Raw genomic sequence first — 16,127 nt, forward strand, 5'->3', positions numbered from 1 at the left:
ACTCCACACATTACAACCACCGCCAAAACCGCCCCCAGAACCCCCGCTCCAGATCCGCCTTGCACCCCGCATACTGGCGCGCATATAGATCGGAACGGGCCTTGACCTTGCCGGCAACCGGCAACAACCAGGCCTTGCTGGCATAGGTGCGGTTGCGGTAGCCGCCCCAGCCTTCGTGGTAGTTCAGGTACTGGCCGTAGGCGTCGTATTTGTACACGCCGTTGATGGTGGCGGTCTTGTCCATGTACCAGCCGACAAAGTCGATGGCATCGTCGAAGTCCTGGCGGCTGGCCCAGTTGCGGCCGGTGCTTTTCTGGTAGTCGCCCCACACTTCATCCTTGGCCTGGGCATAGCCGGCGGCGGTGCTCACGCGGCCCCAGGGGATGATCCACAACAGGTATTTGCGCGGGGTCTTGGCGTTCTGCCGGAAGCCCGATTCCTGGTACATGATGGCGAACGGTATCTGGATCGGCACACCCCAGCGTTTCTGGGTGACTTTGGCCGCGTCGTACCAGTCGTCCTTCTCGCGGAAGATGGCGCAGAGGTCATCGGGGGAGCGCGGCGGTGAGGTACCGCACGCCGCCAATAAGGTGGTGAAGAGCAGGAGGGCTGTGGTTTTTACCGGGGTCAAAAGCATACCTTTGCGTGAGCGCGAAAAAAGCCGACAGTTTACGCGCTCACGCAAGGTGTTGTGGTCATGACATCAATTGGCCTTGATCAAGCCAATGGCACTTTGCGGGTCGAAATGGCCAGGCGACCGATGCCAAAGCTCAATGCCGCGCCCAGTACCAGCATCAACAAGGTGCTCCACGCCGCGCGGGACAGTTGCTTGGCCGCCACTTCACCCGCTTCACGGGCCTGTTGTTCAGCTTGGGCCTTCAGCTCTTGGACTTTCTGCACAGCCTGTTGGTAGGCCTGGGCATAGTTCTCGACAATCTGGCTGGCCTCGGCCTGGCTCTTGCCGGTGCGGGCGGCGACGATGTTGACCAGCGCCTCTTTGTCTGCCGCGTTCAACGCAGGTTCACCGGAGGCTTTGACGCGTTCGAACCACTGCTTGAGTTCGGCCGCCGCCTGGGCTGGATGGGTGGCTGCATCAGTGGCTGCTTGCTGGCCGTCTGCCGCTGCCTGGTCCGCTTTTTGCTCGACATTGGCGGGATCCAGTTCTGCCTTGCCGCTTTGCTTGAGCAAGGTGTCGAGCTCGCCCTGCAGGCTGTCCCAATCCAGGCTGATACCCTTCTCGTTCAACTGCTGCTTGACGCTATCGCTGATGCCGGGGGCTACCGCCGCAATCCCGCTGCCGGCCACCGACAGGCCTTTGCCCACCACATTGCCTGCGGCGCCCACCACGCTGGTGGCCAATGCCGCCAGCAGCCAGGTGGTGAGCAAGGTGGTGATGGTCCAGCTCAGGACACCATGCAAACCTCCACGATCCGGAGCGGTACGTCCGGCGACAAAGGCGCCTACGCCAATCGCCAGCAAGGTAGAGACAAACAGCCAGATCCCGGCGCCGGTGCCAAAACCGCTCAGCGGGTTGCCGGCCGCCATTGGGTCGACCGCACTGGCGCCGATGGCAGTGCCCAGTACGCTCAGCACCAGGTAGGTCACCAGGGCAATTGCACTACCGGCCAGGACTGAGCCCCAGGACACGCGAAACGGCGAGCGGTTGGTTTCATAAAGAGTGGTCATGATCGTTCCTTGGACAAATGAGTAGGCCTTCAGTGTGTCCAGACCGGTGGCTACGGTCTCGGCACAAATGCACTAGGACGGCTGGTGCATTCGCACCCCGCCAGGGTGATTGGCTCTGCACTATGCTCAGGCTCTGTTGTCGTACCCCACATGTGCCAGACACGCCCTGTTTTGTAAGAGCGAGCTTGCTCGCGAAGAACCTGAGGGCGCCGCGTTCTTCCAGGGCGCGCGCGTTACCGTTGGAGACCTTCGCGAGCAAGCTCGCTCCTACAAGAGACACGGTTGTCCTTATCTACCCATTTTGGAGAAAGCATGAGCCAGGCCGTCCTCGCCCAAGAAACCAATCGCCGCCAATTGCAGCAGATCATTTCCGGCCTGTCCGACGGGGTGATTCTCGCCGAACTCGACCAGAGCATTCTGTGGGCCAACGATGCTGCGCTGACCATGCATGGCCTGGACGATATTGCCGGGCTTGGCGCCAATACCGCTGAATACGCCGAGCGTTTTGCCCTGCGCTACCGCAACAACCACCCGCTGCCCTTGGAAGCCTATCCACTGAGCCGAGTGGCCAACGGCGAAGAGTTCAGCGATGTGGTAGTGGAAGTCACGCCCACTGCCGACCCCGACCGCACCTGGGTCCATCGCCTGCGCAGCCTGGCGCTCACCGACAGCGCCGGCAAGCCGGAACTGCTGGTGCTGATCCTCAGCGATGCCACCGAATGGGCCAGCGCCGAGCAGCGTTTTGAAAAGACCTTCAACGCCAACCCGGCGCCGGCGGTGATCTGCCGCTTGAGTGATTTGCGCTATATCAAGGTCAACCAGGGCTTCCTCGAAATGACCGGCTACAACCGCGACCAGGTCATCGGCCGTTCGGTGTACGAACTGGACGTGCTGGAACAGGCCGAGCGCAAGGAGTTGGCGATCCAGCGCCTGGGCGAAGGCGCGACCATCCCGCAGATGCAAGCCGAGCTGAAGCTGCCCGAAGGCGGCAGCAAGCTGGTGATTGTCGCCGGCCAGCCGCTGGATATGAACGATGAGGAATGCATGCTGTTTTCCTTCACCGATCTGGAGCCCCGGCGCAAGGCCGAAACCGCCCTGCGCCAGAGCGAGGAGCGGTTTGCCAAGTCGTTCCGCCTGACGCCGGTGCCAACCCTGGTTTGCGATGCGGGCAATCAGCAGGTGGTGGACGTCAACGATGCGTTCATGACCATCACCGGCTACACCAGCGAAGAGTTGATCGGCAAATCCATCAGCGATATCAACTTTATCGACAGCAGCGAGGCCTGCACGCAGTTGTTCGCCACCCTGGAAAAGGCCGGCAACCTCGAAGGCCAGGACCTGAAGATCCGCAAGAAAGGCCATGAGGTGATTGACTGCGTGGTGTCGGCCGACACCGTAACCATCCAGGACACCGCCTGTTACCTGCTGGTGATGATGAACATCACCGAGCGCAAACGCTCGGAGTTGGAGTTGGTGTCGGCCATCGAGGAAGTGATGAAGGACGCGTCCTGGTTCAGCCAGACGCTGATCGAAAAACTGGCCAACGCCAAGAGCGTCAACAGCCCCAACCAGCCGAACATCGCCTTCACCGACCTGACCGCCCGTGAGCGGGATGTCCTGGGGTTGATCTGTGAAGGCCTGGCCGACAAGGAAATCGCCTCGCGCCTGAAGCTGGCGCCCAATACCGTGCGCAATCATGTGGCAACGGTGTACTCCAAGCTCAACGTACACAGCCGCAGCGCCGCGATTGTATGGGCGCGGGAACGAGGGCTGTTTGCCGGCGAGCGACGGGTAAAAAAACCATGAACCAAGTGCAAATGCACTAGCCCTACCAGTGCAAATTCGCCTTATTGCGAGGGGATGGGCTGCATAACCTTGAAGGGTAGCCACAGGGTTTGACGCTCTGTGCCATGGCGATTGTTGCCCTTGAAGGAGACATCATGAAAAGTGAACAAATCAAAGGCCGCGTGGAAAAGGCCGTCGGCAAGGCCCAGGACTTTCTTGGCGACATGACCGATGACGAACAACTCCAGGCCCAGGGCGTAGCGCGCCAGGCGGCCGGCCAACTGCAACAGACCTATGGCGATGTGCTGGACAATGTCGGTGACTTCGCCCAACGCAAGCCGCTGGCCACCGTGGCAATCGTCGCGGGCGTGGGTCTGGTCCTGGGCCTGTTGCTGCGTCGTCGTTAATGGGGGCCGGCATGTTTACCTTGTCCCAACTGCGTAACTGCATCGAAGAAGCCTTGTTGCCGCTGACTTGCGAGTTCACCCTGTGCCGCGATTCGTCACTGACGTTGAAGGTATTTGATGCCGAGAGTGGGCGCGTGGACCTGGTGGTCACCGGGATCAGCGTGAACAAGCTCAAGACCCCGCAGGACGTCGCGACGATGGTCGAAGAATTGCGCTACGAATTGCACAGCAACACCGTGGGCGGTGCCATCTCCATCTGACCCCGCCCCTTTGTAGGCACTATCCCCTGTGGGAGCGGGCTTGCCCGCGATAGCGGCGGCTCAGTCAAAGATGCATTTACTGACAGGCCGCAATCGCGGGCAAGCCCGCTCCCACAGGGACGCAGTCGTTTACACAGGGGGTGGGATGTCAGGGCGCGGCTTCAACGACGCCCCGATAAAGTAGAACAGCCCCCCGGCCACGATAAACCCGGCCAGCATGTAGAACATGTAGTGCGCCGGCAGGCTGGCCAGCACCAGCCCGCACAACACCGGCCCCAGCGCGGCGCCGAGGTTGGAGAGGTTTTGCGCGCCGTAGTACATGCCCCGCAGGTGGTCCGGGGCGATGCGGTCGATAAACATGTACTCGGCGGGGAACACGATGATTTCGCCCACGGTAAAGATCGCCATCGACACCACCCACCACCACACGCTGGTGGACAGCGCAAAGCCGATCACCCCCACCATGAACATCGCCAGCCCCAGGAGCAGCCAGCGGCTCAGGTGACGGTGGCTGATCTGCCGGCCAATCACGTATTGCAGGGCGATCACCAGCAGTGCGTTGGTGGTCAGGATGGCGCTGATTACGGTGTAGGTGTATTCGGCGTCCGAGGTGGTCACCAGGTACTGCGACAGGTAGGCGGTAAACTGCCCGAACACCACCGCGCTGAGCAGGCCGCCGAGGGTAAAGCACACCAGGCGATGATCGCGCAGCAATACCCGGCCCACCGCGAGGAACGGCACCGGTTTTTGCGCGGAGTCCACCGTCGCCAGGCTGCGGTCGCCCCAGCGCCAGTAGAGCAGGAAGAACCCCATCCCCAGCAGCACCGACAAGACAAACGGCAGGCTCATGTCGACCTTGGCCACCATCGCGCCCAAGAACGGCCCTACCGCATAGCCGATATTGGTCAGGGTGTACTTGATGGAAAACACTTCGCTACGGGCGTCCAGGGGTAACAGGCTGGCAAAGCCGGCCTTGACCGCGATATCGATCACCGCGTACGCCAGGTTGATCAGGATCAGGCAACTGTAGAAAAGCCACAGCTCGCGGGCCAGCAGCGTGCCGACAAACCCCAGGACGAACAGCAGGCTCAGCCCCAGCAACAGCCGGTAGCTATTGATCCGGTCCACAAGGAACCCGCCATACACACTCAGCAGGGATCCGACGATCAGCGAACTGCCGATCACCAGGCCCACCTCGCTGATACCCAGGGCGAAGTGGCTGGACAGGTAGATCACCATATACGGAAAGGTGATCGCCTTGGCCAGGGTCAGTACCAGCGTGGCCGACAGCAGCAGGTTTACGCTGCGGGGGTAGTTTTTTATTGTTTTCAGCATCCTGCTCTCGTTCCCTGAAGGTCGTCGTTGCACAGGCTACGACAGGCGCAAAGCGCAGCTACCTTAACTCAGGACGAGCGGCAAAAAATGCCGTTTTTATGCAGCCGTGCATGATTTATTAAATACCTCGACCCCAGGGGAGGAAGGCATTGGCCCGCCCCCCCACAATCGCTTATTTGGCAGGCGTGATATCGAGGATGGTGCCATTGGTGATTTTCACCAGCACATAACGGTCGTTGACCCGCGCCCACTGGCTGTCGTCATGGGGCGCTTTGAGCCCGCGCTTTTTCCAGTCCGCAAGGGCCGATTCCTTGCGCACCAGGATATCCGGCGCACGGTCTCCCACTTTCAAGTCTCGGGTATTGATGTTTGAAGGCTCCACGGTTTTCTGCGGATTGTCCTCGGCCTGCACGGTAAGGCTGGTGGCGGACAGGCTGGCGGCAACCAGCAGGCTGGCAATCAGGGACGTTGCTTTCATGGGCATTCCTTCAATAAATGATGTGTACCCAGATTCCGACAGCAGGGCTGGGCAATCATTCACCTGCCCCTACAAGGGGACTTCTGTTGCGCTGGTGAAATTAATCCTGTAATTTTTCATGAAATTTTTAGACAAGAATTTCACGAACCTCCCATGGACAAACAAGAAGAACTGGACGCCCTGGCGATCCTGATTCACGACCTGCGCAAATACAAGAAGCTCACCCTGGCCCAACTGGCACAGAAGATCGAGCGTTCCGTGGGGTTCCTGTCCCAGGTCGAGCGTGGGTTGTCGCGCCCCACCGTGGCGGACCTGACCGCCATCAGCCATGCACTCGACGTACCCACCACCTATTTCTACAGCCTGTCCAAACCCAAGGCCGTGGCCTGGGTCACGCGCCCCAACGAGCGGCGTACGGTGTATTACGCCAATGGCATCACCGACATCCTTGTCTCGCCCAGCATGCAAGGGGCGTTTTCGATCCTCGACAGTCTGCTCGAACCCGGCGCCAACAGTGGCGAACAGACCATGAGCGACCGCGCCGAGCAGGCCGGTTTCGTGCTTGAAGGCCACCTGACCCTGTGGGTCGAGGGCGAAGCCGATGCGGTCACCCTCGGCCCCGGCGACAGCTTTCACCTCGCCAGTTTTGCCCACTGCCGCTACGGCAACCTGACCGACCTGCCGGCCCGCGTGCTGTGGGTCTACAACTAAGGCACACCAAGGAGCGTCACCCGTGAAAAGCCATTCCTCCACGTTACTGGCCGAAGTACGGACCTTTCGCCAGAACCATCCGGATGTACGTTACGTCGACCTGATTTGCCTGGACATCCCAGGGCGTTTCTACGGCAAGCGCTACCCGGTTGAAATGTTGGAAAAAGTCGCCGCCGGCAGCCCCCTGAAGCTGCCGCAGAACGCGGTGCTGCTGGGCGCCCAGGGCGGTTTGTTCAAGATTGGCGACTATTGCTTCCATGACGGCGACCCCGACGCCAACCGCCGCCTGGTACCGGGCACGCTCAAGCCTGTGAGCTGGGAGGCGCAGCCCCTGGGGCAGATGCTGATCACCTCCGACGGCACTGAGGCGCCCATCGAATTCGAGCCCCGGGAAGTACTGGCCAAAGTCCTGGAACGCCTGCACCGCAAGGGCATTCACCCGGTGGTGGCGTTTGAGTTGGAGTTCTACCTGTTCGACAGAAAGCTCGCCGACGGCCTGCCGCAATTTGCCCGCGACCCATTGAGCGACGACCCCGACGACCAACCGACCCTGCATATCGAGCGGCTGTCGCGTTTCGCCCCGGTACTCGATGACATGGTGCAGACCGCCCAGGCCCAGGGGATCGACATTACGGTGATCACTGCCGAGTTGGGCCCTGGCCAGTTCGAAATCAATTTCGGCCACCTCGACGACGGCCTGCGCGCCGCGGACTGGGCCGCGCTGTTCTGCCGCAGCACCCGTGGCGTGGCGCTCAAGCATGGCTATCGCGCCAGTTTCATGGCCAAGCCCTACCTGCAACATCCCGGCAGTGGCATGCATGTGCATGTCAGCCTGTACGATGCCGCCGGCAACAACCTACTGGCGGCGCACCAGCAGCAACCGCTGCGTCACGCAGTGGCGGGCTGCCTGGAACTGCTGCCCCATTGCATGCCGATTTTCTCGCCCAACCACAACGCCTTCCGCCGCCTGGGCGGTACCGTCAATGCGGCTACCAAGGCCTGCTGGGGCTATGAAGACCGGGATGCCTGCGTACGCATTCCCGAGTCCGACCCGCGCAACCTGCGAATCGAACACCGTCTGGCCAGTGCCGACGCCAATCCGTACCTGGTGCTGGCGGCGATCCTGGTCGGGCTTGAACATGGCCTGGATGCAGCGCGTGAACCTATCGCACCACTGAACGAGGACCGCGACAGCGGCCACGACTTCCCCCTGGAAATGCTCGAAGCCGTACGCGCCATGCAGCAACAACCGGCCCTGCGCGAAGGCTTGGGCGCGGAGTTTGTCGACGTCTATTGCGAAAACAAACGCCAGGATCACCTGGCTTTCCAGCAGGAAATCAATGCGCGGGAATATCGCTGGTATCTCTAGCGACCGTCCCTTTGTAGGAGCTGGCTTGCCAGCGATGGCCATAGGTAACTACACAACTTTCAGAAACTCACGAACTCCCCTGTGGCGAGCGGGCTTGCCCCGCGCTGGGCTGCGAAGCAGCCCCAAAAAGCCCGCCGTGTTTCTTCAGATAAACTGCGATGGGCGGGTTTAGGGCTGCTTCGCAGCCCAGCGCGGGGCAAGCCCGCTCGCCACAGGGGAGTTCTATCGCTTCAAGCCGGCTCCTGCAAAGCTGTTACCTTGCAAAGGTCTTATGACCACCCTCTCCTGCGGACTCCCCATGACCGACCAAAGCCCCCCTGCCCTCAAGGAAATCTTCAACCTCCAGCGCCTGCAGCACATCGCCGATGAGATGAGCGCGGTGTACCCGCCGTTCGATGCCAAGGGGTTTCTCCAGCACGCCAGCCAGGGCCTTGCCGGGTTGTCGGTGATGCAGCGCATGGCCCGCGTCAGTGAAAGCCTGCACGCGGTGATCCCCCTGGACTATGCACAGACCCTCAAGCTTCTGTATGCCCTGGCCCCGCGCCTGAACAGTGGTTTTGTCAGCCTGTTCCTCGGGCACTATGTGGCCAGCTACGGCCTGGATGATTTCAAGCGCTCGATGGCGGCGCTCAAGTACTTCACCACCTTTGGCTCTGCCGAGTTTGCCGTGCGGGCTTTTCTGCTCCAGGATTTGCAGCGCACGCTGGCGGTGATGCAACAGTGGTCGCTGGACGACAATGAACACGTGCGCCGCCTCGCCAGCGAAGGCTCGCGGCCCAGGTTGCCGTGGTCGTTTCGCCTGGCGCAGGTGCAGGCCGACCCACGCCTGTGCGCATCAATCTTGGACAACCTCAAGGCCGACAGCAGCCTGTATGTGCGCAAGTCCGTGGCCAACCACCTCAACGACATCACCAAGGACCATCCTGAGTGGGTGCTGGATGTGATCGAGAGTTGGTCCCTGGACAACCCTCACACCGCCTGGATCGCCCGCCACGCCCTGCGCAGCCTGATCAAGCAAGGCAATACCCGCGCGCTGACGATCATGGGCGCCGGCGCCCGGGCCGAGGTGAAGATCCATCAGTTCAAGGTCGAGCCAGCGGCGATTCGCCTGGGCGAGCGGATCAATCTGTCGTTTACCCTCGAATCCACGACCAGTGCCCCACAAAAACTGGTGGTGGACTACGCCATCGAGTATGTAAAAAGCGCCGGCCATAGCGCCGCCAAGGTGTTCAAGCTCAAGGCGTTCACCCTCGGCGCGGGTGAACGACACACCGTGCTGCGTGGCCAACACATCCGCGACATGACCACGCGCAAGCATTACCCCGGCCAGCATACGGTGCACGTACTGGTGAACGGCGAGCGCCTGGCGAGCAGCGGATTTGAGCTGATCGGCTGACCCCTCCTACCGAACAAAAGGCTCTATCTCGGGCCTTTCAGCGATATTTATTGTCCTACAATGCTGGTTTTTGAAGTTGCGATCCATTATCATCTGGCGCCTCTTGGTACCCGCACGGGTATCTGTGTCAACGTTCCACCTGAGGCGCCCATGCACCGTTTCTCGTTTTACCGCCCTTTGATTTGCGCCAGTCTGGGGCTTGTTTCGCACACTGCTCATGCCGCGTTGCAACCCATGGCCGAAGCTGCACTTGCCAACGAATCCGAGCTGCACTGCCACTTCAACCGTGACGCCAGCACCGATTGCACGACCACCTACCGCTACACCATCCTCCAGCCCAGCGGCCGGGAAATACTGTCGCGCATCGACTTCAACTACGCCGAAGGCGATGGGTTTGAAGTGCTGCACGCCGAGTCCACCCAGCCCGGCGGCAAGCCGCAGGCCCTGGCCGAGTCGCAGATCGATACGCGCACCGCGCCCAACCCCGACCAGGGCTTTTCCCGCGTGAAACAGACCTCCCTGGCCTTCCCCAACCTGCGGGTCGGCACACAGATCCGCTACACCGTGCGCGAACATCACCCGGCCAAGCCGCTGATGACCGAGTTCCACTACGCCCTGCAGTTTGGTCCCAGCAACGCCCGTCGCGACCGGCTCAAGGCGCGCTTTACCGCTGAACGGCCAATCGAGTGGCGCGCGGAGTTGATGGACGGCTTCACCATCACCCCCTCGGTCAATCGCAAGACCCTGGATATCGAGCAAAAAGCGCCGAGCTACCTCAACTACATCAACGAATCGGGTCATGCCTATATGCGGCTGATCCCGCGTATCGAAGTGGGCAGCAGCCTTGATGTGCAAAAGCACTTCGGTGGCTTTGCCCAGCGCTACAACCAGATCCTCGCGGCCAAGCTGCCGGCGGGCAGTGCCGCTGCCGTGGCCGCGGTGAAGGGCCTGGCCCCCGCGCAACAAGTGGCGGGGCTGATGCAGCACATCAACGATCACTACCGTTACCTGGGTGACTGGCGTGCCACGGATCGCGGCTATGTACCGTTTAACCTGGCGGAGATCGAGCAGCATGGTTATGGCGACTGCAAGGACCTGGCGATCCTCCTGACCGCCATGCTCAAGGCCAGCGGGATCAAGGCCGAGACCGCCTGGGTCAGCCGGGGGGATGTGGTGGACTCATTGCTGGTTCCGGGCACTGGCGCGCCCAACCATGCCATCGTGCGTGCCGAGGTGGCCGGCCAGGTGTGGTGGCTGGACCCGACCAACCCGGTGTTCGCCCCGGGCCAGACCATGCCCGATATCCAGGATCGCTGGGTACTCGTCAACGATGCGCAGGGCCAGGTGCGCGAGGAACATATCCCCTTGGCGCGCCCTGACACCAGCATCCGCCTGGACAAGCAGGTGCATTACGACAAACAGGGCAACGGCACGACCCGCGCCAGCGTCACCTTCAGCCGCCTGACGCTGATGCAGTTGAGCATGGCTGACCGTGAACAGGGGGCCACTGCCACTGACCAGAACATCTGCGACAACTTCGGCCGCGAGATCAGCGATTGCCAGGTGACCCGCCAACCCACTGGGTTCGTGCAGCCCGATAGCTACACGGTCAAGGCCAGCATGACCGACCTGCGCGCCCTGGAAAAACTCGATGAAGGCTACGTCTACACCGACCAGTCGCTCAAGGAGAAATGGGACGGCCTGCTCAACTACCGCCGCAATGGGCAACGGGGCGACCTGTACCTGGGCAACCCGGACACCGTCGACTACACCTTCACCTTGACCGGCGGGAAGATGGACAAGCCGGTCCAGGGCTGCAAGATCCACTCGCCTTGGTATGACCTGGAGCTCGATGGCGAACAGCTCAAGGATGGCTTGCGCTACCACTACCGGTTGACCCAGAAAGTGCGCTGGTTGGGCCATGACGAAATCGTCAGTGCACCGTTTGAAAAGATGATCAACGATGCTCGTGCATGTGGTGAACAGGTACACCAGACAGTAAAACTCTAAACCCACGCACAGTCCCATGTGGGAGCTGTCTCGCCCTGCGAGGCTGCGATGACGAAGGTATTGCCAGCATTGAGTTGACTGACCTGCCGCCATCGCAGCCTCGCAGGGCGAGACAGCTCCCACATTTGATCTCTGTACACCCTCACATCTGATTGGCTCCCCCGGCTTGAGCGTTGTACATCCTCCTCATTTTGATCATCGCGCCCTTCGCTACTCGCCCAACAGCAGCCCCTGCTCCTTGGCGCACAACTCCACCACGTAATCCCACAACACCCGCAACCGCACCGACTTGTGCAACTCGCGCCGGGAGCTGATCCAGTAGCTGCGCTGGATGCTTTCCTCCGGCAATAACGGCACCAGGTCCGGGTCGCCTGCGGCCATGAAGCACGGCAACACCGCAATTCCCAAGCCCGAACGCGCTGCCTGTTGCTGGGCAATCACACTGGTGCTGTGGAACACCACCCTGGGGTTGCGACAAAAACTGCTGAGCAGCTTCAACTCCTGACTGAACAGCAGGTCGTCGACGTAGTCGATCCACGCATGGGCAGCCAGGTCTTCGCGCTTCTCGATGGCGGGCGTGCGCGCCAGGTAGCTGCGGCTGGCATACAGGGCCAGGCGGTAGTCGGTGAGTTTGCGCGTGACCAATTGATCGACGCTGGGCCGCTCCAGGTGGATGCTGATCTCGGCCTCGCGGTTGAGGATGCTGACAAAGCGCGGCACCGCCACCAACTCCACTTCCAGCCCCGGATAACGCTCGAACAGGCCGCCCATGCGGCTGGCCAGGAACATCACCCCCAGCCCTTCGGCCACCCCCAGGCGGATCTTGCCCAGGGGCGCGGCGGAGTGGGTCAGTTCTTCTTCGGCCAGCAGCGCAACGTTCTCCATGGCTTCGGCATGTTTGAGCAGTGCCTCGCCCGACGGCGTCAGTTCATAACCCTGGGCGTGCTGCACAAACAACGCGGTGCCGAGGCTTTTCTCGATGGCCTCGATATGCCGGGCCACGGTCGCATGGGTGGTCTTCAGGCGCTGGGCAGCGGTGAGCAGGCGCCCGCTGCGCTGCAACTCCAGAAAATACCGCAGGTCATTCCAGTCGAACATGTCGCCTCCCCTCCCGGCCATGAGAACAGCGCTGTTTAAAAACGCACAGCAGCTGGGTAAAAACTAACATTTTTAAGACGAAAACTAACAACTAGGATGGAGCCAATAAGAAAAACAAGCGAGACCCCAGATGACTATTGCACCTGCGCAATACGATTACGTGGTAGTAGGCGCCGGCCCTGCGGGCTGCCTGCTGGCCAATCGACTGTCCGCCAACCCCGCCCATCGCGTGCTGCTGCTGGAAGCCGGTGGCCGCGACAATTACCCCTGGATCCATATCCCCGTCGGCTACCTGTTCTGCATCGGCAACCCGCGCACCGACTGGTGCTTCAAGACCGAAGCCCAGGAAGGCCTGCAAGGCCGCGCCTTGAGCTATCCACGGGGCAAGGTGCTGGGCGGCTGCTCGTCGATCAACGGCATGATCTACATGCGTGGCCAGGCCAACGACTACGACGGCTGGGCCGCCGAAGGCAACCCGGGCTGGGCCTGGGACGATGTGCTGCCACTGTTCAAACAAAGCGAAAACCATTTTGCCGGCGCCTCGCCCCTGCATGGCGACAGCGGCGAGTGGCGCGTGGAGCAACAGCGCCTGCACTGGCCGATCCTCGACGCCTTCCGCGAAGCCGCCAAGCAGAGCGGGATTGCCAGCATCGACGACTTCAACCAGGGTGATAACGAAGGGTGTGGCTACTTCCAGGTCAACCAGAAAGGTGGCGTGCGCTGGAATGCGGCCAAGGCGTTTCTCAAGCCCATCCGCCAGCGTGCCAACCTCACCGTGCTGACCGGGGTCGAAGTCGACCGCGTCCTCCTGGAAAACGGCCGTGCCAGTGCCGTAGTGGGCCGCCAACTGGGGCAAGCGGTGACGTGGAAAGCGCACAAGGAAATCATCCTGTGTGCCGGCGCCGTGGGTTCGCCGGGCATTCTGCAACGCTCCGGTATCGGCCCTTCCAGCGTCCTTGGGCCACTGGGCATCGAGGTGCTGCACGAACTGCCCGGGGTCGGTGGCAACCTGCAGGATCACCTGCAACTGCGGCTGATCTACAAGCTGGAAAACGCCCGCACCCTGAACCAGATCGCCGGCTCCGTATGGGGCAAGATGGGCATGGGCCTGCAGTACCTGTATGACCGCAGCGGCCCGCTGTCCATGGCGCCCAGCCAACTCGGCGCCTTCGCCCGCTCGGGGCCGGAACAGACCTCGGCCAACCTCGAATACCACGTGCAGCCGCTATCGCTGGAGCGCTTTGGCGAGCCGCTGCACGCGTTCCCGGCGTTTACCGCATCGGTCTGTGACTTGCGCCCGCAGAGTCGCGGGCGCATCGATATCCGCTCGGCCGATCCGTCTGCGCCGCCGCTGATCCAGCCCAACTACCTGAGTCATCCAGAAGATTTACGCGTGGCCGCCGACGCCATCCGCCTGACCCGGCGGATTGTCGGCGCCCAGGCCCTGCGCCCGTTCAACCCGGTGGAGTACCTGCCCGGTGAAGCGTTGCAGAGCGACGAACAATTACAGGAAGCCGCAGCGCGGATCGGCACCACGATCTTTCATCCGGTGGGCACCTGCCGCATGGGCCAGGACAAGGACGCCGTGGTCGATGCCCAGTTGCGTGTGCACGGGGTTCCCGGCCTGCGCATCGCCGACGCCTCGATCATGCCGCGCATCACCTCCGGCAACACCTGCTCACCCACGCTGATGATCGCGGAAAAAGCCGCGCAACTGATCCTGTCCCCTTCAACGAGGAACCTCACCCCCCAACGAGAACAGACAACACCGGCATGACCTGTAGGAGCGAGCTTGCTCGCGAGAATCGCCAACGATAACGCGGGCATTCTGGATAAACGCGTTGCTCTCAGGCTTTTCGCGAGCAAGCTCGCTCCAACAGGGTAAGAGCGGCGCTGAAGTTGGCGCCGACAGTGGAACAACAATAAATAATCACTGTGAGGGCTACCCCATGTCAGAACGTGCTCAACCCCTGGACGCCACACCTGGCGCCACTGTTACCAGCAAGGAGTCGCAAAAGGTCATCTTCGCCTCGTCCCTGGGGACGGTGTTCGAGTGGTATGACTTTTTCCTCTATGGCGCCCTCGCGGCGGTGATCAGCAAGCAATTCTTTGCCGGGGTCAACGACACCACGGCCTTTATCTTCGCCTTGATGGCCTTTGCCGCCGGCTTTGTGGTGCGGCCGTTCGGCGCGCTGGTATTCGGGCGCCTGGGCGACATGATCGGGCGCAAATACACCTTCCTCGCCACCATCGTCCTGATGGGTGTGGCGACCTTCTGCGTGGGCCTGTTGCCCACCTACGCCAGCATCGGCATCGCCGCGCCAATCATCCTGGTGGTGCTGCGCATGCTCCAGGGCCTGGCCCTGGGCGGTGAATACGGGGGGGCCGCAACCTATGTCGCCGAGCACGCGCCGGCCGGCAAGCGCGGCTTCCATACCAGCTGGATTCAATCCACCGCCACCCTCGGCCTGCTGCTGTCGTTGCTGGTGGTGCTGGCCTGCCGTTACTTCACCGGCGATCAGTTTGAAGTCTGGGGCTGGCGGCTGCCGTTCCTGCTGTCCATCGTGCTGCTGGGGATTTCCACCTGGATCCGCATGAGCCTGCACGAATCACCCGCGTTCCTGAAAATGAAAGAGGAAGGCAAGGCCAGCAAGGCGCCGATCCGCGAGTCGTTCGGCAACTGGGAAAACCTCAAGGTGGTGTTGATCGCACTGTTCAGTATCAACGCCGGCCAGGCCGTGACCTTCTATGCCGCGCAGTTCTACGTGCTGTTCTTCCTTACCCAGTTCCTGAAGATGGACCCGGCCCTGGCCAATATGCTGCTGATCATCAGCGTGGTGATTGGCGCGCCGTTCTTCATCTTCTTCGGCTGGCTCTCGGACAAATGGGGGCGCAAGCCCGTACTGATGGTGGGCCTGTTGCTGGCCACTGCACTGTACTTCCCGATCTTCAAGGGCCTGGCCCACTACACCAACCCGGCAATGGACCAGGCCAGCCGCCAGGCTCCGATCACCGTACTGGCGGACCCGGCCACCTGCACCTTCCAGTTCGACCCGGTGGGCAAGGCGCGGTTTGACAGCCCCTGCGACAAGGTCAAGACCTTCCTGGTCAAACAGGGCCTGCCCTACAGCAGCGAAGCCGCACCGGCCGGCAGCGCGGTACAAGTGAGCATCGGCGATGTGCGCATCGACGGCTACGACGAAGACGCCCTGCGCGGCGCCGTGACCCTGGCCGGCTACCCGAAATCGGCGGACGTGGCCCAGGTCAACAAAACCATGGTGGTGGTGCTGATCGTCGCTCTGATCCTGATCGCTGCAATGTGCTACGGCCCCCTGGCCGCGCTGATGGTCGAACTGTTCCCGACGCGCATCCGCTACACCTCCATGTCCCTGCCCTACCACATCGGTAACGGCTGGTTTGGCGGGTTCCTGCCGACCGTGTCGTTTGCGTTGGTGGTGTATACCGGCGATATCTTCTACGGGCTGTGGTACCCGGTGGTGATTACCGGGGTGAGCCTGATTGTCGGGCTGGTATGCCTGAAGGAAACCAAGAACGTGGACCTGGATAACAACTGATATCCCCTTGTGGGAGC

14 protein-coding genes are annotated in these 16,127 nt (G+C 61.6%); 9 read left to right on the forward strand and 5 right to left on the reverse strand.

All coding sequences use genetic code 11. The annotated features are described in order from the left end of the window. Positions 1 to 10: 10 nt before the first annotated feature. Entirely contained in the window at positions 11 to 637 is a 627-nt protein-coding gene (locus BHC62_RS17625; protein ID WP_070995667.1) for a hypothetical protein, read from the reverse strand. Between the two features lie 80 nt (positions 638 to 717). Continuing rightward, entirely contained in the window at positions 718 to 1,686 is a 969-nt protein-coding gene (locus tag BHC62_RS17630; RefSeq protein WP_029296548.1) for a hypothetical protein, read from the reverse strand. Between the two features lie 312 nt (positions 1,687 to 1,998). Between BHC62_RS17630 and BHC62_RS17635 the strand changes: the two genes are divergently transcribed. The 3 genes from BHC62_RS17635 to BHC62_RS17645 all read left to right on the forward strand — a co-directional run bounded on the left by BHC62_RS17635 (position 1,999) and on the right by BHC62_RS17645 (position 4,138). After that, positions 1,999 to 3,492 carry a PAS domain S-box protein gene (locus BHC62_RS17635; RefSeq protein ID WP_070995668.1) on the forward strand — a complete coding sequence of 498 codons (1,494 nt, stop codon included), beginning with the start codon at positions 1,999 to 2,001 and terminating at the stop codon, positions 3,490 to 3,492. Between the two features lie 134 nt (positions 3,493 to 3,626). Continuing rightward, positions 3,627 to 3,878, forward strand: a complete 252-nt coding sequence (locus BHC62_RS17640; protein ID WP_029296551.1) for a CsbD family protein — start codon at positions 3,627 to 3,629, stop codon at positions 3,876 to 3,878. A gap of 11 nt (positions 3,879 to 3,889) precedes the next feature. Then, entirely contained in the window at positions 3,890 to 4,138 is a 249-nt protein-coding gene (locus BHC62_RS17645) for a DUF1652 domain-containing protein (protein ID WP_029296553.1), read from the forward strand. Between the two features lie 129 nt (positions 4,139 to 4,267). On the opposite strand, the gene BHC62_RS17650 is transcribed toward BHC62_RS17645, so the two are convergent. Then, entirely contained in the window at positions 4,268 to 5,473 is a 1,206-nt protein-coding gene (locus BHC62_RS17650) for an MFS transporter (RefSeq protein WP_070995669.1), read from the reverse strand. 172 nt (positions 5,474 to 5,645) lie between these two features. Continuing rightward, positions 5,646 to 5,951 carry an RcnB family protein gene (locus BHC62_RS17655; RefSeq protein ID WP_070995670.1) on the reverse strand — a complete coding sequence of 102 codons (306 nt, stop codon included), beginning with the start codon at positions 5,949 to 5,951 and terminating at the stop codon, positions 5,646 to 5,648. A 153-nt stretch (positions 5,952 to 6,104) separates the two neighbouring features. Here BHC62_RS17655 and BHC62_RS17660 point away from each other — a divergent pair, with 153 nt between their 5' ends. From BHC62_RS17660 to BHC62_RS17675, 4 genes are all read left to right on the forward strand, one after another. Then, on the forward strand, positions 6,105 to 6,662 hold the full coding sequence (locus BHC62_RS17660) for a helix-turn-helix domain-containing protein (protein ID WP_029296561.1): 558 nt from the start codon (positions 6,105 to 6,107) through the stop codon (positions 6,660 to 6,662). 22 nt (positions 6,663 to 6,684) lie between these two features. Next, entirely contained in the window at positions 6,685 to 8,031 is a 1,347-nt protein-coding gene (locus BHC62_RS17665; protein ID WP_070995671.1) for a glutamine synthetase family protein, read from the forward strand. Positions 8,032 to 8,329: 298 nt separating this feature from the next. Further along, entirely contained in the window at positions 8,330 to 9,427 is a 1,098-nt protein-coding gene (locus tag BHC62_RS17670) for a DNA alkylation repair protein (RefSeq protein WP_070995672.1), read from the forward strand. Positions 9,428 to 9,577: 150 nt separating this feature from the next. Continuing rightward, the gene (locus BHC62_RS17675) at positions 9,578 to 11,437 is read left to right on the forward strand and encodes a DUF3857 domain-containing transglutaminase family protein (RefSeq protein ID WP_029296568.1); all 1,860 of its coding nucleotides are present in this window, start codon (positions 9,578 to 9,580) and stop codon (positions 11,435 to 11,437) included. Between the two features lie 210 nt (positions 11,438 to 11,647). Here the strand turns inward: BHC62_RS17675 and BHC62_RS17680 are convergent, their stop codons facing one another. Beyond that, a complete protein-coding gene (locus tag BHC62_RS17680) occupies positions 11,648 to 12,535 on the reverse strand; it encodes a LysR family transcriptional regulator (protein WP_070995673.1) in 888 nt (295 codons plus the stop codon). Positions 12,536 to 12,665: 130 nt separating this feature from the next. Here BHC62_RS17680 and BHC62_RS17685 point away from each other — a divergent pair, with 130 nt between their 5' ends. Both BHC62_RS17685 and BHC62_RS17690 read left to right on the forward strand, forming a co-directional pair. Further along, positions 12,666 to 14,312, forward strand: a complete 1,647-nt coding sequence (locus tag BHC62_RS17685) for a GMC family oxidoreductase (RefSeq protein WP_070995674.1) — start codon at positions 12,666 to 12,668, stop codon at positions 14,310 to 14,312. 172 nt (positions 14,313 to 14,484) lie between these two features. Further along, positions 14,485 to 16,110 (forward strand): MFS transporter, encoded by a 1,626-nt coding sequence (locus BHC62_RS17690; protein ID WP_029296574.1) that lies wholly within the window; start codon positions 14,485 to 14,487, stop codon positions 16,108 to 16,110. The last annotated feature ends 17 nt before the right edge of the window (positions 16,111 to 16,127 follow it).

The sequence above is a fragment of the Pseudomonas sp. 06C 126 genome (assembly GCF_001855215.1).
In the GTDB taxonomy this organism is placed as follows: Bacteria; Pseudomonadota; Gammaproteobacteria; order Pseudomonadales; family Pseudomonadaceae; genus Aquipseudomonas; species Aquipseudomonas proteolytica.